A 24,972-nucleotide genomic window follows, 5' to 3' on the forward strand; every position below is an offset into this window, starting at 1 on the left:
AGCGGGCCGTCAGCGGCCCGCGAACTTCTCGCTGACCGAGTCGTACACGCCCTTCGCCGCCTCGCCCAGGCGCGGACCGGCCAGCCAGCCCGACGTCACCGGACCGATCGAGGTGTTGGACACCAGCGCCGGCTTGCCGTCCGAACCCGGCGCGACCCAGCCGCCGCCGGACGAACCGCCGGTCATCGTGCAGCCGATGCGGTACATCGTCGGGTCCGAAGCGGTGACCGACAGCCGGCCCGGCCGGTCCTGGCACCGGTACAGCTTCTGCCCGTCGTACGGAGGCGCGGCCGGGTAGCCGATCGCCGTGACGCTCTTCACCTTCGGTACGGCGGGAGCCCTGAAGTCCACCGGCAGCGCCGAACCGACCGTCTCCTCCAGCGACTTGCCGCCGCTGCCCTTCTCCGGCGTCACATGGATGACCGCGAAGTCATAGGGTGCGCCGTCCCCGCCGGTCGAGCCGCCCTGCTCGATCCACTGGTCCGAGGTCTGCGCCCAGTCTCCCCACCAGACGCCGTAGGGAGCGACGTCCTCCCTGGTGGCGTTCTCCAGCTCCGCGACCGGCTTGCCGTCGTCGTTGTACGACGGCACGAACGCGATGTTGCGGTACCAGCCGCCCTTCTTGCCCGCGTGCACGCAGTGGCCCGCCGTCCACACGAGGTTGGACTTGCCCGGATGGGCCGGGTCCTCGACGACCGTCGCCGAGCAGACGGCCGAGCCCTTGGGGGAGTCGAAGAACACCTTCCCGGCCGTGGGCGCGCTGGCGTGGTACGACGGCGGCACGGCCTGCGCCCGGACCGGCTCGGGCGTGGGATCGGTCACGCCCTGGTCACCGGCGAGGTCGCTGTCGTCCACGCCCTGGTCGGGCTCCTCGGCCTCCCGCATGCGGTCCGGGTCCCAGAGTCCCTCGATGATCGGGTTGATGTACTCGTTGGCCTCGCGCAGCCAGTCGTCCCGGTCCCAGTTCTTCCAGGCGCCGTTCTTCCACTTGTCGATGTCGATCCCGTGCTCGCGGAGCCGGTCCCTGATGTCGTCCGGGATCTTCAGCTTGCCGTCATCGGAGGCGCCGGCCGACGCGGAGGCCTCGCCGCCCGCCGCGGCGTCGCCCGACTCGCAGGCGGTGGCGGTCAACGCGAGCGCCGAGGCGAGGGCAACGGCGGCCAGCACGGGGGAGTTCCTGCGGCGCGCCCTCCCCCCTCGGCTGGCGATGGACGACGGCCGTATGGATCGCATGATGTGACTCCCCCTGATATGGAACGAACATGGACGAACCGGTGCTTCAGCCCTGCTGTCCGCCAGTTTCATGGGGAGTTGGGGCCGACTTCACGGCGTCCGGGAACGGCACCACACACTATGCGGTGGCTGTGGGGGCGGCCCGACGGAACCGCAACAGTTCCGTCACGGAAAGGATCTTGAGGCAACCCGTAACCCGGTGAGCGGATCGGGGTTGGTAGCGGTTGGGGGCCTGCTGTCTGTGTGCGGTCCTCTGTGCCCGTGCCCAGTGGGAGGTCAGGGAAGTCGTGGCGGAATCCACCCAAGGGGGATGTGCGTCCGAGGAGGCCGCTGTGGGGCGTATGCCGGTGAGGGCCCTCCCCAGTGCCGTCGACGACACGGCACCGGGAGCGCGCGCCGCGCACGAGGGAATTCTGCGCCGCCAGTCCGCGCGCGAGTCCGCCGCCCGCACCTACGCCCGCGCCCTGCCGATCGTGCCGGTGCGGGCCCGGGGGCTGACCATCGAGGGCGCGGACGGCCGCCGCTACCTGGACTGCTTCTCCGGCGCCGGCACGCTCGCCCTCGGGCACAACCACCCGGTCGTCCTGGAAGCCATCCGCAGGGTCCTCGACTCCGGCGCGCCCCTGAACGCCCTCGACCTGGCCACACCCGTCAAGGACGCCTTCGTCACCGAGCTGTTCCGCACCCTTCCCCCAGGGCTCGCCGGCCGGGCCCGCGTACGGTTTTGCGGACCGGCCGGCGGCGACGCCGTGGAGACCGCCTGTGAGCTGGTGCGCGCGGCGACCGGCCGGACCGGCCTCATCGCGTTCACTGGCGCCTCCCACGGAAGGACGGCCGGGGCACTCGACGCGTCCGCCGGTGCCCACGACGTATCCCTGGCCCGCCTGCCCTACCCGCAGGACTACCGCTGCCCCTTCGGCGTCGGGGGCGAGCGCGGGGCCGACCTCGCCGCCCGCTGGACCGAGTCCGTCCTCGACGACTCCGGGCCGGGCGCTCCGCTCCCCGCCGGGGTGATCGTCGAGCCCGTCCAGGGCGAGGGCGGGGTGATCCCCGCGCCGGACACCTGGCTGCGGCGCATGCGGCAGCTCACGGCCGACCGGTCCGTCCCCTTGATCGCCGACGAGATCCAGACGGGCGTCGGGTGGACCGGCGCCTTCTGGGCCGTGGAGCACAGCGGAGTGACCCCCGACGTGATGGTCCTCTCCAAGGCCATCGGAGGAAGCCTGCCGCTGGCCGTCGTGGTCTACCACGAGGACCTCGACGCCCCGGAACCCGGCGCCCCCGCCGGCACCTTCCGCGGCAACCAACTCGCCATGGCCGTCGGCACGGCGACCCTCACTCACGTCCGGGAGAACCACCTCGCCGAGCGCGCGGCGACGCTCGGGGCGCGCATGCTGAGCCAACTCCAGGGCCTGGCCACGGAGTTTCCAATCGTGGGGGATGTGCGGGGACGGGGGTTGATGATCGGGGTGGAGTTCGTGGATCCGGAGGGAGAGACCGGGAGAGCCCGGCAGGTGGTTGAGTCGGCGGGGACGCCCGTCCCCGCCGCCCCCGAACTGGCGGCCGCCGTCCAGCGGGAGTGCCTGCGGCGCGGCCTCATCGTCGGACTCGACGGCCGTCACGCCGGCGTCGTCCGACTGCTGCCGCCCCTGACGATCACCGACGAACAGGCGGCCGCCGTGCAGGACCGGCTGGCCGACGCCGTCCGGGCGGCGGCTCGGTGCGATGGGGGCGCGGCGGCGGCGCCGTTCACACCGTGAGCCTGATGCCGTGAGGGCTCATGCCATGAGCCTCCACACCGCGAGTTTTCACATCGCGAGCCCATGCAGAACCCCCCGCTCGCAGATCTCGAGCGCGCGTCCCGGAACCACCCGACGAGGTACCTGTCTTGAACGCCATGTCCGAGCCCGACCACCACGCCACATCACCGGGACGAGGCTCTGCTGACGTCCGCGGCTCGGGAACGCCGGTGCTCCCGGCAGTGCCGTGTCAGAGGCCTGGGGCGGCGCAGCTCGCCGAGGTGCAGGGCGGCGAGGTGTGGGACGGTGACGCGCTGGGTGGTGCGTTGAGGGCCGGGGGAGCCACCACCGACCTCTTGGAGCATCCCGACCCGCACACCGTCGCCCAGGCAGCAGCAGTGGAGACGCTGCTCCGCTGCTGGGTGCGCGAGACCAACCAGTCCGCTCCCGCCGACGGCATCCTCCGCATCCCCCTTCCCGCCAGCGGCACGGCTCTGCTCGCCCCCGTGCGCTACTGGTCCCCGACGGGCTGGCACCGCTTCGGTCTCCCGCGCCTGGCCGACGCTCCCGACCACGCCCCACCGGCCGACGCCGTCACGGTCGCCGCTCTGCTCTCCAGGGAGACCCCCGCAGACGGGGACGGCTGCAGCCAGGGCGACCGCGGCGGTAATTGCGACGGCGTCGGACTCGTCGCGGGCGTTGCCGACTCTCTCCGCCGCGTCACCTCCTTCCTCAGCGACCGCCGTGAACACCCGGTCGACGGCCCCGACCTCTTCCTGGCCGCGGAGCAATCACTCGTCCTCGGACACCCCCTGCACCCGGCTCCGAAGAGCCGCGAGGGCCTCTCCGAGGCCGAAGCGGGGCCGTACTCGCCCGAGTTGCGCGGCTCCTTCCCCCTGCATTGGATGGCTGTCGCCCCCTCTGTTCTCGCCACTGACTCCGCCTGGACCGAACGCGGCCGCCCTGTCGCCGCGACCCGACTCACCGCGCGTCTGGCCGGGACCGGCCTGCCTTCGCCGGACGGTTACGCCCTACTGCCCCTTCACCCCTGGCAGGCACGCGAGATCCGGCACCGCCCCGAGATCGCTGCCCTGCTCGACAGCGGACTGCTCCGCGACCTCGGCACCCACGGAACTCCGTGGCAACCCACCTCCTCCGTACGAACCGTCTACCGAACCGGTGCCCCCGCGATGCTCAAGCTGTCGCTGGGCCTGCGCATCACCAACTCCCGTCGCGAGAACCTCCGTAAGGAACTCCACCGCGGTGTCGAGGTCCACCGCCTGCTCCGCAGCGGACTCGCGCAGCAGTGGCGGGCCGTGCATCCGAGCTTCGACATCGTTCGCGACCCGGCCTGGATCGCCGTCGACGGATGCGATGGCTACGGAGGTTCCGACGGCGTCCCGTTGCCCGGATTGGACGTGGTGATCCGCCACAACCCGTTCAGCCCCTCGGACGATGTCTCCTGCGTCGCCGGACTCGTCTCGCCGCGCCCCTGCCCACCTGCCCGGCCGGGAACCGCTCCAGGCCGCCCGGAGACCCACGGCCCGATCCTTCGGTCCCGGCTCGCCGAGGTCGTCACGCGCCTCGCCCGCCGGACCGGCCGGCCCCGCGGAGCCGTCGCCGCCGAGTGGTTTCTGCGCTACCTCGAGCACGTCGTGCGTCCCGTCCTGTGGCTGGACGGTGAGGCCGGCATCGCCCTGGAGGCTCACCAGCAGAACACTCTGCTTCTGCTGGACGCCGACGGGTGGCCAAGAGGCGGCCGCTACCGCGACAACCAGGGCTACTACTTCCGCGAGTCCCGGCGCGTGGACCTCGACGCCCGGCTGCCCGGTATCGGAGAGCGGAGCGACACGTTCGTCTGTGACGAGGTCACCGACGAACGGCTCGGCTACTACCTGGCGGTCAACAACGTCCTCGGCCTCATCGGCGCGTTCGGCTCCCAGCGGCTGGCCGACGAGCGGCTGCTGCTCGCCGCCTTCCGCCGTTTCCTCGGAAACGTCGCCTCCGGACCGGCCAGGCTGCGCTCCTCGCTGCCGGCCCGGCTACTGGACTCACCCGTACTGCGCTGCAAGGCCAACCTGCTGACCCGGCTCCACGGCCTCGACGAACTCGTCGGCCCGGTCGACACCCAGTCCGTCTACGTCACCATCGCCAACCCCCTGCACTGCTGAATCGCCCTGACCGTCCCTCACCACAACCGACCTCCTTCATCCCTGAGGACACGCCTCACCCCTTCCTGAGAGGAGCGTTTGGTGCCCCCCGCCGACCCGACCGCCCACACCGGTACCGCTGTCCCCGCCACGGCCGACGTCAACGCCGGTGCCGGCTCCAGCGCCCGCTTCCGTGCCGGTTCCCACGCGGGCTCCAGCGCGGGAGTCGACGCGGACCTGGATGCGGATGCCGGTGCCGGCGGTCCCGGCGAGGACACCATGGACCTACGGCTGCCGGACGAACTCTTCGCCCTCATCGAGGACGAGTCGTCCGACAACCACGGAGCACGGCGGCCGGACCAGGACAGGGCACAGCCCTCCGCCTCCATCGCCACGACCCGTGAGGCCTCCGTCCTCTCGGTCCCCTCCCTTGTCCCGGCCGAGGACGATCTCCTCGACCGTGTTGCCGACTGGGGCCCGACCGACACACCCGTGGGCGTCTTCCAGCTCGTCCCCGTGCGCGTCGAACGTGATCTTCCGCTCATCAGCCGCTGGATGAACGACCCCGCCGCTGCGGCGTTCTGGGGCTTGTCCGGATCCCAGAACGTGACCGAGGAGCATGTGCTGACCCAGCTAGCCGGCGACGGGCGCAGCGTGCCGTGCATCGGGGTGCTGGACGGTACGCCGATGAGCTACTGGGAGATCTACCGGGCGGACCTGGACCCGCTGGCCCGCCGCTACCCGGCCCGGCCTCACGACACGGGGCTTCACCTTCTGGTCGGCGCCATCGCCGACCGAGGACGTGGTCTCGGCGGTCTGCTGCTTCGCGCCGTAGCCGATCTCGTACTCGTGCGGCGGCCCTCCTGCGCACGCGTCATCGCGGAACCCGACATCCGCAACACCCCCTCCATCGCCGCTTTCCTGACCGCCGGCTTCCGGTTCTCCGCCGAGGTCGACCTGCCCGACAAGCGCGCCGCCCTCATGGTCCGAGAACGGGCCCTTCGGCATCTGCTGTAGCGCTGTGTCACCGCGCCATCACTCATTGAACGCGGCGTGTGCCGCCGCAGTTCCCATTCGTGCCGCAGAAATTTCCCGAGCCGCTCGCCGGCGCAGCCACGTCGCACAGCGGAGGGCCGGGGCCGGCTCCAGCCCGCACCGCATACAGCTGGCGCCGCCCGCCATGCCAGCCCGTCCCGCCTACAGCCCGAGCCGCACCGCCTGTCCCGAACCGGTCACGCCCCCCCCCGGGCCCAGAACTACCCCTCCGCCCATCCGGCCCATCCCCACCGAGGAGTCCAAGGTCTTGATCCCGTCCCCCGTCCCCGCCTTGATCACCCGTTTGTCAGTGCTGGGTCGTAGGGTGGTCGCGCTATGACGAAGCCCTCACTCCCCGAACTCCTGCATGCTGCCGTCACTGCCGTCGGCGGTACGGAGCGCCCCGGTCAGGTGACCATGGCCGAAGCCGTCGCGGAGGCGATCGACGACGGCTCCCACCTGCTGGTCCAGGCCGGCACCGGCACCGGCAAGTCGCTGGGCTATCTGGTGCCCGCGCTCGCGCACGGGGAGCGTGTGGTCGTCGCGACCGCCACCCTGGCGCTCCAGCGCCAGCTGGTGGAGCGCGACCTGCCGAGAACGGTCGAGTCGCTGCACCCCCTGCTGCGCCGCCGCCCGGAGTTCGCGATGCTCAAGGGCCGGTCGAACTACCTGTGCCTGCACCGCCTGCACGAGGGTGTCCCGCAGGACGAGGAGGAGGGCCTCTTCGACCAGTTCGAGGCGGCCGCGCCCACCAGCAAGCTGGGTCAGGACCTGCTGCGGGTGCGCGACTGGGCCGACGAGACCGAGAACGGCGACCGTGACGACCTCACTCCCGGCATCTCGGACCGGGCCTGGGCCCAGGTGTCGGTGTCGTCGAGGGAGTGCCTGGGCGCCTCGAAGTGCGCCTACGGCGCGGAGTGCTTCGCCGAGATGGCCCGCGAGCGCGCCAAGCTCTCCGACGTCGTCGTCACCAACCACGCACTGCTCGCGATCGACGCCATCGAGGGCGCCCCGGTCCTTCCGCAGCACGAGGTGCTGATCGTCGACGAGGCCCATGAGCTGGTCTCGCGCGTCACCGGAGTCGCCACCGGCGAACTCACCCCCGGCCAGGTCAACCGCGCGGTGCGCCGGGCCGCGAAACTCGTCAACGAGAAGGCCGCGGACCAGCTACAGACCGCCGCCGAGGGCTTCGAGCGGCTGATGGAGCTCGCGCTGCCCGGCCGCCTGGAGGAGATTCCCGAGGACCTCGGTTATGCCCTCATGGCACTGCGCGACGCGTGCCGCACGGTCATTTCCGCCATCGGCACGACCCGCGACAAGTCCGTCCAGGACGAGGACGCGGTCCGCAAGCAGGCCCTGGCGGCCGTGGAGAACGTGCACGACGTGGCGGAACGGATCACGAACGGCTCCGAGTGGGACGTGGTCTGGTACGAGCGCCACGACCGCTTCGGCGCCTCCCTGCGCGTCGCCCCCATGTCCGTCTCGGGGCTGCTGCGGGAGAAGCTCTTCGCGGACCGCTCCGTGGTCCTGACATCCGCGACGCTGAAGCTGGGCGGGGACTTCAACGGGGTCGGCGCGTCCCTCGGGCTCGCTCCCGAGGGGACCGAGGGCGATGACGTCCCGAAATGGAAGGGCATCGACGTCGGCTCACCCTTCGACTACCGCAAGCAGGGCATCCTGTACGTCGCGAGGCACCTGGCGCGCCCCGCGCGGGACGGCGACCGCGGTGACATGCTCGACGAGCTCACGGAACTCATCCAGGCGGCGGGGGGCCGGACCCTGGGCCTGTTCTCCTCCATGCGGGGGGCCCAGCTGGCCGCCGAGGAACTGCGTTCCCGGATCCCGGAGTTCCCGATCCTCCTCCAGGGGGAGGAGACCCTCGGCGAGCTCATCAAGAACTTCGCGGCCGACCCCATGACCTGCCTGTTCGGCACGCTGTCGCTGTGGCAGGGCGTGGACGTCCCCGGCCCCAGCTGCCAGCTGGTCGTCATGGACAAGATCCCGTTCCCACGCCCCGACGACCCGCTGATGAGCGCCCGCCAGAAGGCGGTGGAGGACGCGGGCGGCAACGGCTTCATGGCGGTCGCCGCCACGCACGCCGCGCTCCTCATGGCCCAGGGCGCCGGCCGCCTCGTACGGGCGTCGGGCGACCGGGGTGTGGTCGCCGTCCTGGATCAGCGTCTGGCGACCGCGCGGTACGGCGGCTATCTGAAGGCGTCACTGCCCGACTTCTGGTACACGACGGACCGTAACCAGGTGCGGAAGTCGCTGGCGGCGATCGACGCGCTGGCGAAGCAGACGGAAGCCGATTGAGCCACGGGGTCGGTCTGCGGTCTGCGGCGGCCAAGCCGGGGGGCCGACCCCCACCCTTTTGCCCCGGGCCCGGACAGCGCAGGGCCCCGGAACCGGCGCAGGGGTCCCGGGGCCCGGTCAGAGGGCGGGCCGACTGGGCCCACCCGACGCGGTGCGCGGTGTCAGACGCGGCGCAGTACGGCCACCACCTTGCCGAGGATGGTCGCGTCGTCGCCGGGGATCGGCTCGTAAGCGGCGTTGTGCGGCAGGAGCCAGACGTGGCCGTCCTCGCGCTTGAACCGCTTGACGGTGGCTTCTCCGTCGAGCATCGCGGCCACGATGTCGCCGTTCTCGGCGACCGGCTGGCGGCGGACCGTGACCCAGTCGCCGTCGCAGATGGCGGCCTCGATCATCGAGTCGCCGACGACCTTCAGGACGAACAGCTCACCGTCGCCGACGAGCTGGCGCGGAAGAGGGAAAACGTCCTCGACGGACTCCTCGGCGAGAATCGGGCCACCGGCGGCGATGCGGCCGACCAGCGGGACGTACGACGCGGCCGGCTTGCCCGCCGTGTCCGTGGGCTGCACGGACGCGGCCTGATCGGAACCGCGCACCTCGTATGCGCGCGGGCGGTGCGGGTCACGGCGCAGGAAGCCCTTGCGCTCCAGTGCCATCAGCTGGTGTGCGACGGAAGAGGTGCTGGACAGGCCGACGGCCTGGCCGATCTCGCGCATCGACGGCGGGTAGCCGCGCCGCTGCACCGAATCCCTGATGACCTCGATCACTCGACGCTGGCGGTCGGTGAGTCCGGAACTGTCCGCCCGGATGCCGGGAGGTCGTCCCGGCAGAGAGCGCTTGTGCCCCTCCGGGTTCGTGGCTTCGTTCATCGCGTGCACCGGCTCCAGTCGGCCCTGGGAGCGCTCCTGGGCAGTGATGGCGGCACTGTCTGCGGTGGTGGTCACGTCGGCCCCTCTCGATGGTCTCCCTGCTGGACAACGGTAGTTGCTTTCGAAAGGTTGCGCCAAACACACGTTCGAGTGAAAAATCGCGAATCGGCTGACGCGATCATGTGTCCGGGTGTATTGGCTACCGCTCCACCTGGCGGGCAAAAGCGCCCATTGCTGTACTCTTCACCGCCGGGGTGATCGCCTCGGTGACTGTTGCCCCAGTCTGCCATCCGGCATTCCCCTGCCCCGGGACCAGCCCTCATCTGTGCGGGAGTCGCACGTCCCCTCCTCGCGGCGCCCACGGTATCTCCGCATGTGCCGCAGCGATACGGCTGTGCGCGTACGGATGCGGCCGGCGGGTGTGGCAGACCGTGTCCGGCGGTGCCGCCGCGGGCGCGAGAGCTCGGTGCGACGCGGTCGGTCGCGCGTCACCTGCGTCTACTTGTGCGACACGCGCGTATGGCGTGCATGTATGAGCCAATCCCCACATCTAGTGGTTGGATTGCAGCAGTAGCCCACAAGTTGTGGTCCCCCGGGTCTCCGCGCTCATGGTCATCGCCTATGCTGGGGGCTGCTTCGTGGGGCGCAAGAGACCCAGCGAGGCTATTGAGTCTGCTGTGAGGAGGGTTGGAGTTCATGCACTGCCCCTTCTGCAGGCACCCCGACAGCCGTGTCGTCGACAGTCGTACGACCGACGACGGCACGTCGATCCGCAGGCGCCGCCAGTGTCCTGACTGCTCCCGTCGTTTCACGACCGTGGAGACGTGCTCGCTCATGGTGGTCAAGCGGTCCGGAGTCACCGAACCCTTCAGCCGTACCAAGATCATCAATGGTGTGCGCAAGGCGTGTCAGGGGCGGCCCGTCACCGAGGACGCGCTCGCCCAGCTCGGCCAGCGGGTCGAGGAGGCGGTGCGGGCCACCGGAAGCGCCGAGCTGACCACCCACGACGTGGGGCTGGCCATACTCGGCCCGTTGCAGGAGCTCGATCTCGTCGCCTATCTGCGATTCGCCTCCGTCTACCGGGCGTTCGACTCGCTCGAGGACTTCGAGGCGGCCATCGCGGAGCTCAGGGAAGAGACGGGACCCCCCGACACGGACGACGGAGACCGCGAGGACGCGGGGGCGGGGAGCCAGGAAGACGACCGCGGGCCCGGAGGGACGACACCCGTCCCCGAGCCCGCAGGCGCCGCCGACTGACCGGCGGGCCGGACCCGGACGGCAGCTCCGGGCCCGGCCGGGCGGCGGCGATGTGAAGACCTGTTGCGGGCGAGGTGAGTGGGTGCCCGCAACACCAGACAGAACACCGTGCCACGGGAACAACGGGGCACTTCAGGGCGTTTTCGCCCGTACAGGGAGGCGGCATGACAGAGACGGCGAGTGGTCCGGCACGGAGTTCCCGCGCCAAGAGCACCAAGGCGAGCAAGGGCCTGCGTATCGAGCGCATCCACACCACCCCCGGGGTCCACCCGTACGACGAGGTGGCCTGGGAGCGCCGTGACGTCGTCATGACCAACTGGCGCGACGGCTCGGTCAACTTCGAGCAGCGCGGCGTCGAGTTCCCCGACTTCTGGTCGGTGAACGCGGTCAACATCGTCACCAGCAAGTACTTCCGCGGTGCCGTCGGCACCCCGCAGCGTGAGACCAGCCTCAAGCAGCTGATCGACCGCATCGTGAAGACGTACCGGAAGGCCGGAGAAGACCACAAGTACTTCGCCTCGCCCGCCGACGCCGAGATCTTCGAGCACGAGCTGGCGTACGCCCTCCTGCACCAGATCTTCAGCTTCAACAGCCCTGTCTGGTTCAACGTCGGCACCAAGCAGCCCCAGCAGGTCTCCGCCTGCTTCATCCTGTCCGTCGACGACTCCATGGAGTCGATCCTCGACTGGTACAAGGAAGAGGGCATGATCTTCAAGGGCGGCTCCGGCGCCGGCCTGAACCTCTCCCGGATCCGTTCCTCCAAGGAACTGCTGTCCTCCGGCGGCAACGCCTCCGGTCCGGTCTCCTTCATGCGCGGTGCCGACGCCTCCGCAGGAACGATCAAGTCCGGTGGCGCCACCCGCCGCGCCGCCAAGATGGTCGTCCTCGATGTGGACCACCCGGACATCGAGGACTTCATCGAGACCAAGGTCAAGGAAGAGGAGAAGATCCGCGTCCTGCGCGACGCGGGCTTCGACATGGACCTGGGCGGCGACGACATCGCGTCCGTCCAGTACCAGAACGCCAACAACTCGGTCCGCGTGAACGACGAGTTCATGACGGCCGTCGAGCAGGGCGGCCAGTTCGGCCTGCGGGGCCGGATGACCGGTGAGGTCATCGAGGAGGTCGACGCCAAGTCGCTCTTCCGTAAGATCGCCGAGGCCGCCTGGGCCTGCGCCGACCCCGGCATCCAGTACGACGACACCATCAACAACTGGCACACCTGCCCCGAGTCCGGCCGGATCACCGCGTCGAACCCGTGCAGCGAGTACATGCACCTGGACAACACGTCCTGCAACCTGGCCTCGCTGAACCTGATGAAGTTCCTGAAGGACGACGGCAAGGGCAACCAGTCCTTCGAGGCCGAGCGCTTCCAGAAGGTCGTCGAGCTGGTCATCACCGCGATGGACATCTCGATCTGCTTCGCGGACTTCCCGACCCAGAAGATCGGCGAGAACACGCGCGCGTTCCGCCAGCTCGGCATCGGCTACGCCAACCTCGGCGCCCTGCTGATGGCCACCGGCCACGCCTACGACTCCGACGGCGGCCGCTCCCTCGCCGGTGCCATCACCTCCCTGATGACCGGCACGGCGTACCGCCGCTCCGCCGAGCTCGCCGCGGTCGTCGGCCCGTACGACGGCTACGCCCGCAACGCCGACGCCCACAAGCGCGTCATGAAGCAGCACTCCGACGCCAACGACAAGGCCGTCCGCATGGACGACCTGGACACCCCGGTGTGGGCCGCCGCCAGCGAGTCGTGGCAGGACGTACTGCGCCTCGGCGAGAAGAACGGTTTCCGTAACTCCCAGGCGTCCGTGCTCGCCCCGACCGGCACCATCGGCCTCGCGATGTCCTGCGACACCACCGGTGTCGAGCCCGACCTCGCCCTGGTCAAGTTCAAGAAGCTGGTCGGCGGCGGCTCGATGCAGATCGTCAACGGCACGGTCCCGCAGGCCCTGCGCCGCCTCGGCTACCTGGAAGAGCAGATCGAGGCGATCGTCGCCCACATCGCCGACCACGGCAACGTGATCGACGCGCCCGGTCTCAAGCCCGAGCACTACGAGGTGTTCGACTGCGCCATGGGCGAGCGGGCCATCTCCCCGATGGGCCACGTCCGCATGATGGCCGCGATCCAGCCGTGGATCTCCGGTGCCATCTCCAAGACGGTCAACATGCCGGAGACGGCGACCGTCGAGGAGGTCGAGGAGATCTACTTCGAGGCCTGGAAGCTGGGCGTCAAGGCGCTCGCGATCTACCGCGACAACTGCAAGGTCGGCCAGCCGCTCTCCACCAAGAAGTGGGAGGAGAAGGCCGAGGAGCCCGCCGCCGTCGAGGCCAAGGTCGAGAAGGTCGTCGAGTACCGACCGGTCCGCAAGCGCCTTCCGAAGGGACGTCCCGGCATCACCACGTCCTTCACCGTCGGCGGTGCCGAGGGCTACATGACCGCCAACTCCTACCCGGACGACGGTCTCGGCGAGGTCTTCCTGAAGATGTCCAAGCAGGGCTCGACCCTCGCGGGCATGATGGACGCCTTCTCCATCGCGGTCTCCGTCGGCCTCCAGTACGGCGTCCCGCTGGAGACGTACGTCTCGAAGTTCACCAACATGCGCTTCGAGCCGGCCGGCATGACGGACGACCCGGACGTGCGGATGGCGCAGTCGATCGTCGACTACATCTTCCGCCGCCTGGCGCTGGACTTCCTGCCGTTCGAGACGCGCTCCGCGCTCGGCATCCACTCGGCCGAGGAGCGTCAGCGTCACCTGGAGACCGGTTCGTACGAGCCGAACGAGGACGAGGTCGACGTCGAGGGCCTGGCCCAGTCGGCGCCGCGGGCCCAGGAGCTGAAGGCCGTCTCCGCACCGAAGAACGAAGTGGCGGCCCAGCCCGCACCGCAGCAGGCGCACACCAGCGCCGAACTGGTGGAGATGCAGCTGGGCATCCAGGCCGACGCCCCGCTGTGCTTCTCCTGCGGTACGAAGATGCAGCGCGCCGGTTCCTGCTACATCTGCGAAGGCTGCGGTTCGACCAGCGGTTGCAGCTGAAGGTGAGCGCCTTCGAGGCGTGAAGTGACGGCTACGGGTGGGGAGTCGGCGAAATGTCGGCTCCCCACCCGGCTGTCCTTGTTAACGACGCTTGGTGTCGCCTGGTGCCCCGAGTGTTCTTGCTATGAGGTCGGTATCGCAGTACTCGGTCAGTGCTTGCAGTTTTCCGTCTTGGATCTGGCAAACCCAGCAGTGCGTGTGGCGAGCAGCGGCCGAAACAGCTCGTTGAGGACGGTCTGCCTGGTGCCCCACTTGTCGTCACGGGTTACGGAAACCGGGGCGCCTGTCCAGCGCTCAGAGGTTCACCCGAGTCCCGGCGGCGGGGACGGCGTTCGACCCGGCGGCCGTCGGCCAGCCGTGCCTCGCAGTCCCCGCCGCCCCGAACAACCGAGTCCGTCCCTGCCCCGCAGGCTCCCTGGGGGAAAGCTCACGGCCGGCGCGCTGCACCCATCGTCCTGGCGAAGTCCGCAGGGTCACCCTCGAAACCACGGACGCCGGGTCGGAAGTCCCAGGGACCGGAACCGTCCCGGACGAACTCCGCGACCGTCGCCGCAGTGGCCCCCAGCACGCCCCCGAAGTCGTCCTCGACCAGGACCGTGTACCCCTCGCGGATGCGCAGCCCGGGGTTCACCACACTGACGAAAGTGCGCCCCGCCGGGCGCTGCTGGATGACGACGCCGACCACCACGCGCGCGTACCGGCCGTCGAGTCGGTCGAGTTCCAGCGTCATGACCTCGTCGTAGCCGAAGCCCTGGCCGTCCTTGCTGTCCCGGTTGAGATAAATGGTGCCGTCGGGGGAGCGGCTGTCGAAGTGCACCACGTAGGCGGGATCGCCGTGCGGATCGTCCGCCAGATAGGTCGCCGCGACGAGGTCCAGGTCGGTGGACGGCTGCCCCGCCGGACTGGGATCCCACCGCACCGCGATCTCGACCTTGCGAAGCCCCTTGTTGAGCCCGTCCACCGGCGTCCCCTTCCCCGTACCGACTTGCCCGTTCACCTCAACTGCCGGGCCGTCACGACTGTTTGTCCATCCTGCCACGCGTGCGGGTGCGCGCGCCGGAGAGCGGTCCAGCCGAGAGTGACCGGCGCCACGCTCCCTGGCCTTACCATGGCGCGGTGCTGGTCAAGTGGATTCGCTGCACCGTGGTGGACCGCCGCGGTTTCGAGCGGGGGCAGCGGAAGTGGGCGGGGCTTCTGGGGGAGCCGGGGTTTCGGGGACAGGGGGGTGGCTGGAGCCGGGGGCGGCCGGACGTGGCGCACATCTTCGCGTTCTGGGAGAGCCGCGCCTTCTACGACTCCTTCATGGCGCGATCCCACGACCGGCTCGCGTCGGCCCAGTCGGGCACGTTCAAGGACGCCCAGGTCAGACTCTTCGACTACCGCTTCGACGTGAAGACCGGGTTCGAGCCGCGCTTCACGGACGCCGACCTGTTGCGGGTCGCGCTCTGCCGTGTCCACGAGGAGCGGGTCGAGCACTTCGTGCTGATGCAGGAGAAGGTCTGGAACCCGGCGATGGCCGGCTCGCCCGGGATGGTGCGCGGACTGTTCGGCGAGGCCCTCGGGAACGAGTTCATGGTGCTGTCGATGTGGCGGTCGGCCGCAGAGCACGGCAAGTACCGCGCCGAGCGCGTGGAGCGGCTCGCCCTGCGGGCCCAGACGGAGGCGGACGTGGCAGCGCTCACCGGGGACGTCGTGGACATGGAGCCGAGCTGGACGGTTTGACGTTCGGGTGATCTGACGGGCCTTAATCGATGGATTCCGATCGTACTTACGTGCGACCTGTGTGATCTGTGGTGCAGGATGTGTGTGACCTACGTTGTATGGGCGCGGTACGAGTGCTCGATGGGCCCTCACCCGATCTAGGGTTTTGGCATGGCACGACCACGGCGCATCGTCCTTGTCCGGCACGGCGAGTCAACGGGCAATGTTGATGACTCCGTGTACGAGCGTGAACCCGACCACGCCCTGGCGCTGACCGAGCGGGGCCGGCGGCAGGCGGAGGCGACGGGCGAGCGACTGCGCGAGCTGTTCGGCGGCGAGCGCGTCAGCGTGTACGTCTCCCCGTACCGCCGCACCCACGAGACGCTGCGCGCCTTCCGCCTCGACCCGGGGCTCATACGGGTGCGCGAGGAACCCCGGCTGCGCGAGCAGGACTGGGGCAACTGGCAGGACCGGGACGAGGTCCGCCTGCAGAAGACCTACCGTGACACGTACGGACACTTCTTCTACCGTTTCGTCCAGGGCGAGTCCGGCGCCGACGTCTACGACCGGGTCGGCGGCTTCCTCGAGAGCCTGTTCCGCAGCTTCGAGGACCCCGACCATCCGCCGAACGTCCTGATCGTCACCCACGGTCTGGCCATGCGGCTGTTCTGCATGCGGTGGTTCCACTGGACGGTCGCCGAGTTCGAGTCGCTGTCGAACCCGGGGAACGGCGAGGTGCGGATGCTCGTTCTCGGAGACGACGGCAAGTACACCCTTGACCGGCCGTTCGACCGCTGGCGAGATCCCGAGCCCTACGGGATCACCGGATAGAGTGGCAGGGCGATGACCGCTGATTCCTCCCCCGACGGGCGCCTGGACCGCGCCCTGGCCAGCCTGCGCGGACTGTCCGTCGGGGACGCCCTGGGCTCCCAGTACTTCGTGCCGGTGAACTACCCGCTGCTGAAGCGCCGGGAGGTGCCGTCCGGGCCGTGGCAGTGGACCGACGACACGGAGATGGCCGCCTCTGTGGTCGCCGTCCTGGTCGCCCACCGCCGCATCGACCAGGACGCCCTGGCGCGATCCTTCGCCGAGCACCACGATTTCGACCGGGGCTACGGTCCCGCGGTCAACCGCATGCTGCGGCTCGTCCGGGAGGGCGGCGACTGGCGTGAACTCGCCGCGGCGCTCTTCAACGGACAGGGGTCCTGGGGCAACGGCGCCGCGATGCGGATCGCCCCGCTGGGCGCCTGGTACGCGGACGACCCGGAGCAGGCGACCCACCAGGCGGAGATCTCGGCCTACACGACCCACCAGCATCGCGAGGCCGTCGTCGGCGCCATGGCCGTCTCCGCGGCCGCCGCGTTCGCCGCCGCCCCAGGAGGGCCGCCCGGTGCCGAGGCTCTCATGGACGGGGTCATCGACCTGGTGCCGAAGAAGAGCGCGGTCGGTGCGGGACTGCGCCGGGCCCGGGACATGCTCGACTACGGCGACCCTGCCACGGTCGCGGCGGTCCTGGGATGCGGACGGCGGACGACCGCCCACGACACCGTGCCGTTCGCCCTCTGGTCGGCCGCGCGAAGCCTCGGTGATTACCAGCAGGCGTTCTGGACGACCGCCCAGGTCGGTGGGGACGTCGACACCACCTGTGCCATCGTGGGCGGCGTGATCGCTTCCGGGAAGGCGGGGGCGCCGCCCGCCGAGTGGGTGGAGCGGACGGAGTCGCTGCCGGACTGGGTGCACGGGTCGGTCTAGGGCCGGAAGTCTCCCCCATGTCGGTGTGACCGTCGGAAACTCTCTCGCGTCGGCATGGCGGTCGGAAACTTTCCCGCGTCGGCCTGAGCGATGAAAGGTCTCCCGCGTCGGTCTGCGCGATGAGAAGTCTCCCGCCTCGGTCTGCGCGATCAGAACTCTCCGGCATCGACCCAGGGGCCAGAACTCTCCGTGCACGTCGGGAACTCTCCGTGACCGGCTGCTCGTTGTCGTGACATCCGCTGTGCGAGCCATGAGGCCGCACACGCCGGAAGTACATGCATTGAGCGTGAAAGGGGGGATGGCCATGGGCTTCCTGCTCACTGTTCTGATCCACTGGCGGGACGCCTTCGCACGCCGCGTGGGACATGCGCGGAAGGCAGGCACCTTGCCCTCACCGTCCGTCCCCCGGACACGGTCCGCCCATCCGCAGCCGGTCGCGGATCGGCCCGACAGCCGCCGGCAGGCCTGCTTCAAGCCCACCGGCGAGCCGTCTGAGCCGTCTCGCGATGCCTTTGCGTCAGCCCAGCCCCGGCCCGGCCGAGCCGGAGAGCGCGTCCAGGTCGCTCTTGCGGACCCGGATCACCAGCCAGGCGGTGGCCAGGGCGAGGACGGCCATGACCGCGGCCGGGATGAAAGCAGCGGAGATGCCCTCGGCCAGCACCTCGTGCCCCCACGGCGCGGGCAGCTGATGCGTCGCGGCGAACTCCGCCTTCTGCTCCGCGGAGCCCTCGGCCATGAACTGCGGAAGCTGCTTCTCCGCCTCGTCCCTGGTCGCCGTGCCGAAGACGGTCGTCAGGATGGACAGACCCAGCGATCCGCCCACCTGCTGCGTGGTGTTGAGCAGCCCGGACGCGGCGCCGGCCTCGTGCTGGGCGACACCGGAGACGGCGGTGAGCGTGAGCGTCACGAAGTTCAGCCCCATACCGAAGCCGAACACGAGCATCGGCCCGAGGATCCCGCCGACGTACGAGCTGTCGGAGCTGATGAGTGCCTGCCAGGCCAGTCCGATCGCCGCGAGCGCCGAGCCCAGGAGCATGAACGGCTTCGGGCCCAGCACCGGCAGGAACCGCTGCGACAGACCGGCGCCGAGCGCGATCACGACCGTCACGGGCAGGAAGGCGAGCCCCGCCTCGATCGGGCTGTAGCCGAGCACGTTCTGCACGAACAGCACGATGTAGAAGAACATGCCGAACATCGCCGCCGCGAGGCTCAGCATGATCACGTATGTGCCCGAGCGGTTCCGGTCGGTGAACATCCGCAGCGGAGTGATCGGCTCCTTGGCTCGGGCCTCGATGATCCCGAAGGCCAGCAGCAGGACCACCGCGGCGGCGAAGGACCCGATGGTGAGGCTGTCCCGCCAGCCCTCGTCCGCCGCCCGGATGAAGCCGTAGACAAGGGACGCCATGCCCGCGGTCGAGGTCACCGCGCCCGCTATGTCGAAGCGGCCGGTGTGCCGCTCGGACTCGCCGATGTAGAGCGGAGTGAGCACGGCGATCAGCACGCCGATCGGCACGTTCACGAAGAGCACCCAGCGCCAGTCGAGCCACTCGGTGAGCATGCCGCCCGCGAGCAGGCCGATGGCACCACCACCAGCGGACACCGCGGCGAAGACGCCGAAGGCCCGGTTGCGCTCCGGGCCCTCGGGGAACGTGGTGGTGATGAGCGCCAGCGAGGTGGGCGACGCGATCGCGCCTCCCACGCCTTGGAGGACCCGCGCGGCCAGCAACTGCCACGGCTCCTGGGCGAGCCCGCCGAGCAGCGAGGCGAAGGTGAAGAGCAGGATGCCGGCCATGAATACCCGGCGGCGCCCGAGGAGGTCGCCGGCGCGGCCGCCGAGGAGCAGCAGGCCGCCGAAAGTGAGTGTGTAGGAGCTGACGACCCAGGTGAGGTCGGTGGTGCTGAACTTGAGTGCGTCTTGAATGTGCGGGAGCGCGATGTTCACAATCGTCGCGTCGAGTACCACCATGAGCTGGCAGGCCGCGATGACGGTGAGTGCGATGCCGGGGCGCCCCTCCCGGCGTGCCGCACCTGGCTTCTGGTTCCTGAGCAATGGAGAGGTTGTCACAATGGGTCCCCCACGAGTGCGGTAGTGAACGCTGGCGTTCACTGCCGCGTCAACGGTAGTGAGTCCCCGACAGTGAACGCAAGCGTTCACTTATGGCGTCGTCATGCGGCACGTCCCCCTTTGCTGCCGCCCGGCACGTCCCCCGTCCCCGAAATGCCCGCTTCCTCTGCTCGTTGGAGAGAGTCCGATGGTTACCCCGAGCTGGGCGGACGCCCCCGCTCAGACGTCCGCCCGCCGCCGCGGCGCCGTACTCGAACGCGCGATCCTCGACGCCGCGCTGGACCAACTCAGCACCGTCGGCTGGAACGGCCTGACGATGGAAGGTGTCGCCGCCGGCGCCCAGACCGGAAAGGCCGCCGTCTACCGGCGCTGGCCCTCCAAGGAGGACCTCGTGGCCGACGCCCTGCGTGCCGGGCTGCCGCAGTTCGACGCGGTGCCGGATGAAGGGAGCGTGCGTGAGGACCTCTTGGCGCTGTGTCGGCGAGCCCGTGACGCGATGTTCTCCCGTCCGGGTTTCGCGCTTCGCTCAGTGATTCACGAATGCGATACAACGCAGGCCGAGCGCTTCCATGCTGTGATCTTCGACGGGGTCGTGGAGCCCACGATCAAGATGCTGCGAGAGGTGATCGAGCGTGGGATCACGCGAGGCGAGGTGCGTTCCGACGCTGCGAACGGATACGTTTTCGATGCCATCCCGGCAATGATGATGTACCGCTCCAAGATGTGCGGTTGCGAATGGCAGGACCAGGAAATCGAGGAGATGATCGACCAGTTGATGGTTCCGCTGCTGCGGTCGAGCAGCGACTGACAGGGGCCGGGGAGAGCTGCGACACCGCTCGGCCCGACCGGGGTGTCGCGGGCGGTTCCGGGCGGCGTAACCTAGGGTCGCCATGCCGTACGAACCGCCTACTCACACCGTCGAGCGCTCCCTTCGAGCCACGACCGGAGCGAAGATCGTTGCAGGTGTCGACGAGGTGGGGCGCGGCGCGTGGGCCGGTCCCGTCACCGTCTGCGCGGCGATCACCGGACTGCGCCGGCCGCCCGAGGGTCTCACCGACTCGAAGCTGCTCACCATCAAGCGACGCACCGAACTCGCCGCGGAACTGCGGAAGTGGGTGACGTCGTACGCCTTGGGGCACGCCTCTCCGGAGGAGATAGACGACCTGGGGATGACGGCCGCGCTGCGGCTCGCCGCGGGCCGTGCCCTCGACGCCCTGCCGGTCCGCCCCGACGCGGTCATCCTCGACGGGAAGCACGACTACCTCGGCGCACCCTGGCGGGTCCGCACGGTGATCAAGGGCGATCAGTCGTGCGTGGCGGTCGCGGCGGCCTCGGTGCTCGCCAAGGTCCAGCGCGACAAAATGATGGCCGAACTGGGTATCGACCATGCAGACTTCGGTTTTGCGGACAACGCCGGGTATCCCTCACCCGTGCACAAGACCGCACTGGCGGAGCGGGGCCCCACCCCGTACCACCGGTTGTCGTGGGCGTATCTTGATGCGCTGCCCCAGTGGCGGCACCTCAAGAAGGTCCGCAGCTGTACGGACGGAAGCGTTCCGGAAATCGAGGGTCAGCTCGGCTTCGATTTCTGACAGTTTCGTTCGCACGCATGCGCCACCCGCCGAAGCGGGCCGTACCAACGTTTGATAAATATCAACCCATGCCTCTCATTCCCGAGGAGCCTCAGATTCACGAGAGTGCCCAGGGTCCCCGCGCCACTCCGGCCAGCGGCCGTACCGCGCCGACCCCTCGCCCCGTACCCGGCCCCCGTCCCGCGGCTCCGTCGCGTCCCGGTCGTCCCGGTCCTCTCCGGCCCGCGCCGCCGGTGCAGCGCACGCCGCGTGACGCGGCCGCCCAGCCCGGTCCGTCGGGTCCCGCAGCCGGTGCCGCCGCTCCGGCAGCCCCGCAGATCCAGTTGATCCCGGCTTCAGCCGAAGGCGCGCTCGATGCCGCCGAGGAGGCCGTGGACCTGCTCCTGGAGTCCGGTCGCGCCCCCGGCGACGTCCTGGTGATCACGACCGGCGAACAGCACCCGTGGGCTGCCCACGAGCTGTCCTTCGGAGAGACTTCCTACTGGGCCCAGCACGACGCCGGTGACGACGTCTTCTACACGGATGCCACCGTCGCCGACCGCGCCGCGTCTCGTCCGGTGGTCGTTGTCGCCGTCAACGGCGGTGCCGAGGCCGCGGCCGCGAGCGCCCTGTCCTCGGCCCACTCCCGGGCCACCGCCCTGCTGATCGTCTGCGGTGATCCGCAGCGGATCAACTCGGTGTTGGGCACGAGCGTCTGAGTCGGTGCCGTGGCGTCCGGTCGGGCGCCGGTGGCTGACTTCGGGGCGCCGCTCCGGGGCTCCGCACGGCGGCTGGTTCGGCCTGCCCGGAGGGCTGAAGGGCGGGGCTGCGTACGGGGCTTGCCCGGGTGGCCTCAGCCTGGTCCGGGGTGCTCATGCCGAGTGTCCGTCGAGGCAACTGCGGCGTGCCAGGGCGGGGCTGCGTACGGGTCTTGCCCGGGTGGCCTCAGCCTGGTCCCGGGTGCTCATGCCGAGTGTCCGTCGAGGCAACTGCGGCGTGCCGTGCGACGGCGTTTGCCTGACCGGTGAGCAGAGCCCCGCGCAACCAGCGGTCGGTGTGGCCCCGAGTCCGTGCGGAACGCTCTGCCGGGGCCTCAGCGTGCCGCCGCAGCGCGGCGCAGCACCTCGGAGGCGGCGCCACCGGTGCGTGGCAGCGGCGGCGGTGCCTCCGACGTGGCGAACGGCTCCGGCGCCGAGGCCGAGTGAGGGCGGCGTCCGCCGCGGCCCTCGCCGAGCACCTGCCAGCCGTCACGGGTCAGCGTGATGTACGCCCCGCAGCGCAGCCCGTGCAGGGTGCAGGCGTCGCGCAGCCCCCACATCCACGCGCCGTCCTCTTCCGTCCAACGGGCGTCGCCCTCACGGCAGTAGAGCAGCACGGCGGTGCGCACCGGTGTGCGGCGCCGCAGATCGTGCGGGATGATCAGGCGCAACTGCGCCAGCAGCACATTGCGGAACATCCAGCCGTCGGCCGGGGCCGGGCGGCGGACGAACGAGGCGCTCGCCCGCAGCCGCTCGTCCGGGTCGAGCACGGCGATGACTGCGGTCGCCGGCTGCGGGTGGTGCCGGGCGTGCAGTCCGCTGACGACTTCACGGGGGTTGCGGAGCAGCGGGATCCCGGCGGCGGCCCATTCCGCGGGTTCGAGCAAGCGGTTGGCGGAAGCGGCGGACGTCGACGCCGCTGCCGAGGCCGGAGCGAATCCGAAGGTCACGGTCCTCCCTTCGGCTACGCGCCCACACTGCGGGCGGGGTCGGATTCTGGGAGCGCGCACCGCAGCGAAGCCGACCGGATCGGCGGTCGTACCGTGCGGGAGCGGACCTCAATTCTTCCTGTCGAACTTGAATGCGGCAACGAGCAATTGGGGCAGCCGACCGTTATCAGATGATGCGCGGCTAATATCCCCACCCTGTGCGTCGCCGGGCCACCCATGGGGCGTTCGAGCACGACACGTTCGTACGTTACGGGGGTGCGCGGCGTCCAGGGGTGTGCGCGACCGGGCAGGTTTCCGTGCCCGGTCAGGGGGTCGATGCCCGGCCAGGTCATAGCGGCCGCGGCTCCCGGCGCACGGTCAGCCCTGCACGGCCAGCACCAGCGGCAACACCCCCTGCGCACCGGAGCGCCGGAGCAGGCGGGCCGCGACCGCGAGGGTCCAGCCGGTCTCCGTGTAGTCGTCCACCAGGAGCACCGGGCCCTGGGCCTCGGCGAGGGTGGACGCGAGAGCGGGCGGTACGGTCAGTGCCCCGTCGAGCGCCTTCAGCCGCTGGGCGCTGTTGCTCCGGGGCCCCGGGTACACGTCGCCCGTGTATTCGACGGTGCCCAGCAGCGGCAGCCGGCCGACCTCCGCGATGCGAGCCCCCAAGGAGTGGATCAACTGGGGCCTGGTGCGAGAGGCGACGGTGATGACGCCCACCGGGCGGGGCTGAGGGTCCGATACCCCCGGGGCCCAGCCGCCGGGTCCCTTGGCCCAGTCGGCCAGCACACCCACCACGGCCTTCGCCACGTCGTCCGGCACGGGCCCGTCGGGTGCCTGGGGCGCGAGCATCGGCCGCAGCCGGTTGCCCCAGCCGATGTCCGACAGGCGCCCCAACGCTCGTCCAGGCGCGGCCTGTTCGCCGACCGGGATACGTCCCTTGAGGTCCACTCCGATCGCCGGCAACCCGGTCGGCCACATCCGGCGGGGCTCCACCTCGACACCCGCCCGCCCCAGGTCCACGCGCGCCGCGTCGAGCGCTTCCTCGGACATGTCCGCGGTGAAGCGCGGGCCCGCGCAGTTGTCGCAGCGACCGCACGGCTTGGCGGCCTCGTCGTCCAGCTGGCGCTGCAGGAACTCCATTCGGCAGTCGGTCGTCGAGGCGTACTCGCGCATCGCCTGCTGCTCGGCCTTGCGCTGACGCGCCACCCATGCGTACCGCTCGGCGTCGTACGTCCAGGGCTGCCCGGTGGCGATCCAGCCTCCCTTGACCCGCTTGACCGCCCCGTCCACGTCGAGGACCTTGAGCATCGACTCCAGGCGCGAGCGGCGCAGCTCCACCAGGGGCTCCAGGGCGGGCAGCGACAGAGGCTTCTCCGCGTGCGCGAGGATGTCGAGCGTGCGGCGCACCAGCTCTTCCGAGGGGAAGGCGAGCGACGCGAAGTACGCCCAGATCGCCTCGTCCTCCTTCCCGGGGAGCAGGAGCACCTCGGCGTGCTCCACACCGCGTCCCGCGCGGCCCACCTGCTGGTAGTAGGCGATGGGGGAGGAGGGCGAACCGAGGTGCACCACGAAACCCAGATCGGGCTTGTCGAAGCCCATGCCGAGTGCGGAGGTGGCGACCAGCGCCTTCACCTTGTTGGCGAGCAGATCCTCCTCGGCCTGCTGACGGTCGGCGTTCTCCGTCTTGCCCGTGTACGAGGCGACCGTGTGCCCGCGCTGCCGGAGGAAGGCGGTGACCTCCTCGGCGGCGGCCACGGTGAGCGTGTAGATGATCCCGGAACCCGGCAGTTCGTCGAGGTGCTCGGCGAGCCAGGCCATCCGGTGTGCGGCGTCGGACAGCCGTAGCACGCTCAGGCTCAGGCTGTCCCGGTCCAGTGGGCCCCGCAGCACGAGGGCGTCCGAACTGCCGCCGGTGCCGAGCTGTTCCGCGACGTCGGCCGTCACGCGCGCGTTGGCGGTGGCGGTGGTCGCGAGCACCGGCACGCCGGGCGGGAGGTCGGCGAGCATCGTGCGCAACCGGCGGTAGTCCGGCCGGAAGTCGTGGCCCCAGTCGGAGATGCAGTGCGCCTCGTCCACCACCAGCAGCCCTGTGGCGGCCGCGAGCCGGGGCAGCACCTGGTCCCGGAAGTCCGGGTTGTTCAGCCGCTCGGGACTCACCAGCAGGACGTCGACCTCACCCGCGGCGATCTCGTCCTGGACGGCCTCCCATTCCTCGTTGTTGGAGGAGTTGATGGTCCGGGCGTGGATGCCCGCCCGGGCCGCCGCCTCGACCTGGTTCCGCATGAGCGCGAGCAGCGGGGACACGATCACGGTCGGACCGCTGCCCTGGGCCCGCAGCAGCGAGGTCGCCACGAAGTAGACCGCGGACTTGCCCCAGCCCGTGCGCTGGACGACCAGGGCGCGGCGTCTGTCGGCGACCAGTGCCTCGATCGCCCGCCACTGGTCCTCGCGCAGCCGGGCCGTTCCCGAGACGTCCCCGACGAGACGGGCGAGGACCGCGTCGGCCGCTGCCCGGAGATCCGCGTTGCTCGTGTGCTCCATGCGTTCCATACAACAGGA

General features: G+C 70.3%; 18 protein-coding genes. 12 read left to right on the forward strand and 6 right to left on the reverse strand.

What is annotated here, in order from left to right; translation table 11 throughout:
• Positions 1-9 precede the first annotated feature (9 nt).
• Positions 10-1,233: a trypsin-like serine peptidase gene (locus tag CP976_RS31795; protein WP_150483393.1), complete on the reverse strand. Its 1,224-nt coding sequence runs from the start codon at positions 1,231-1,233 to the stop codon at positions 10-12.
• Positions 1,234-1,574: 341 nt separating this feature from the next.
• Here CP976_RS31795 and CP976_RS31800 point away from each other — a divergent pair, with 341 nt between their 5' ends.
• The 4 genes from CP976_RS31800 to CP976_RS31815 all read left to right on the forward strand — a co-directional run bounded on the left by CP976_RS31800 (position 1,575) and on the right by CP976_RS31815 (position 8,470).
• Positions 1,575-2,993 (forward strand): diaminobutyrate--2-oxoglutarate transaminase family protein, encoded by a 1,419-nt coding sequence (locus CP976_RS31800; RefSeq protein ID WP_150485584.1) that lies wholly within the window; start codon positions 1,575-1,577, stop codon positions 2,991-2,993.
• Positions 2,994-3,253: 260 nt separating this feature from the next.
• On the forward strand, positions 3,254-5,143 hold the full coding sequence (locus CP976_RS31805) for an IucA/IucC family protein (RefSeq protein WP_190146849.1): 1,890 nt from the start codon (positions 3,254-3,256) through the stop codon (positions 5,141-5,143).
• 81 nt (positions 5,144-5,224) lie between these two features.
• On the forward strand, positions 5,225-6,139 hold the full coding sequence (locus CP976_RS31810) for a GNAT family N-acetyltransferase (RefSeq protein WP_150483395.1): 915 nt from the start codon (positions 5,225-5,227) through the stop codon (positions 6,137-6,139).
• 354 nt (positions 6,140-6,493) lie between these two features.
• A complete protein-coding gene (locus CP976_RS31815; protein WP_150483396.1) occupies positions 6,494-8,470 on the forward strand; it encodes an ATP-dependent DNA helicase in 1,977 nt (658 codons plus the stop codon).
• Between the two features lie 161 nt (positions 8,471-8,631).
• Here CP976_RS31815 and lexA read toward each other — a convergent pair whose 3' ends face one another.
• Positions 8,632-9,411, reverse strand: a complete 780-nt coding sequence (gene lexA, locus CP976_RS31820; protein ID WP_010034857.1) for a transcriptional repressor LexA — start codon at positions 9,409-9,411, stop codon at positions 8,632-8,634.
• Positions 9,412-10,032: 621 nt separating this feature from the next.
• Between lexA and nrdR the strand changes: the two genes are divergently transcribed.
• Entirely contained in the window at positions 10,033-10,593 is a 561-nt protein-coding gene (gene nrdR / locus CP976_RS31825) for a transcriptional regulator NrdR (RefSeq protein WP_150483397.1), read from the forward strand.
• Between the two features lie 164 nt (positions 10,594-10,757).
• Positions 10,758-13,634, forward strand: coding sequence for a vitamin B12-dependent ribonucleotide reductase (locus CP976_RS31830; RefSeq protein ID WP_150483398.1), 2,877 nt, complete (start codon positions 10,758-10,760; stop codon positions 13,632-13,634).
• Between the two features lie 427 nt (positions 13,635-14,061).
• On the opposite strand, the gene CP976_RS31835 is transcribed toward CP976_RS31830, so the two are convergent.
• Positions 14,062-14,595 carry a TerD family protein gene (locus tag CP976_RS31835; protein ID WP_150483399.1) on the reverse strand — a complete coding sequence of 178 codons (534 nt, stop codon included), beginning with the start codon at positions 14,593-14,595 and terminating at the stop codon, positions 14,062-14,064.
• Between the two features lie 155 nt (positions 14,596-14,750).
• Between CP976_RS31835 and CP976_RS31840 the strand changes: the two genes are divergently transcribed.
• The 3 genes from CP976_RS31840 to CP976_RS31850 all read left to right on the forward strand — a co-directional run bounded on the left by CP976_RS31840 (position 14,751) and on the right by CP976_RS31850 (position 17,087).
• Entirely contained in the window at positions 14,751-15,356 is a 606-nt protein-coding gene (locus CP976_RS31840; protein WP_150483400.1) for a YdbC family protein, read from the forward strand.
• A 150-nt stretch (positions 15,357-15,506) separates the two neighbouring features.
• Positions 15,507-16,166, forward strand: a complete 660-nt coding sequence (locus CP976_RS31845) for a histidine phosphatase family protein (RefSeq protein ID WP_150483401.1) — start codon at positions 15,507-15,509, stop codon at positions 16,164-16,166.
• Positions 16,167-16,178: 12 nt separating this feature from the next.
• A complete protein-coding gene (locus CP976_RS31850; RefSeq protein WP_150483402.1) occupies positions 16,179-17,087 on the forward strand; it encodes an ADP-ribosylglycohydrolase family protein in 909 nt (302 codons plus the stop codon).
• 517 nt (positions 17,088-17,604) lie between these two features.
• Here CP976_RS31850 and CP976_RS31855 read toward each other — a convergent pair.
• A complete protein-coding gene (locus CP976_RS31855) occupies positions 17,605-19,152 on the reverse strand; it encodes an MFS transporter (RefSeq protein ID WP_150483403.1) in 1,548 nt (515 codons plus the stop codon).
• A 187-nt stretch (positions 19,153-19,339) separates the two neighbouring features.
• On the opposite strand from CP976_RS31855, the gene CP976_RS31865 reads away from it, so the two are divergent.
• The 3 genes from CP976_RS31865 to CP976_RS31875 all read left to right on the forward strand — a co-directional run bounded on the left by CP976_RS31865 (position 19,340) and on the right by CP976_RS31875 (position 21,442).
• Positions 19,340-19,960, forward strand: coding sequence for a TetR/AcrR family transcriptional regulator (locus CP976_RS31865; protein ID WP_150483404.1), 621 nt, complete (start codon positions 19,340-19,342; stop codon positions 19,958-19,960).
• Between the two features lie 82 nt (positions 19,961-20,042).
• On the forward strand, positions 20,043-20,744 hold the full coding sequence (locus CP976_RS31870; protein WP_150483405.1) for a ribonuclease HII: 702 nt from the start codon (positions 20,043-20,045) through the stop codon (positions 20,742-20,744).
• Positions 20,745-20,812: 68 nt separating this feature from the next.
• Entirely contained in the window at positions 20,813-21,442 is a 630-nt protein-coding gene (locus CP976_RS31875; protein ID WP_150483406.1) for a hypothetical protein, read from the forward strand.
• A 374-nt stretch (positions 21,443-21,816) separates the two neighbouring features.
• Here CP976_RS31875 and CP976_RS31880 read toward each other — a convergent pair whose 3' ends face one another.
• Positions 21,817-22,431, reverse strand: a complete 615-nt coding sequence (locus CP976_RS31880) for a hypothetical protein (RefSeq protein WP_059417406.1) — start codon at positions 22,429-22,431, stop codon at positions 21,817-21,819.
• A 357-nt stretch (positions 22,432-22,788) separates the two neighbouring features.
• The gene (locus CP976_RS31885) at positions 22,789-24,954 is read right to left on the reverse strand and encodes a RecQ family ATP-dependent DNA helicase (protein WP_150483407.1); all 2,166 of its coding nucleotides are present in this window, start codon (positions 24,952-24,954) and stop codon (positions 22,789-22,791) included.
• Positions 24,955-24,972 lie beyond the last annotated feature (18 nt).

The organism is Streptomyces coeruleorubidus (assembly GCF_008705135.1).
GTDB classification, from domain to species: Bacteria; Actinomycetota; Actinomycetes; order Streptomycetales; family Streptomycetaceae; genus Streptomyces; species Streptomyces coeruleofuscus.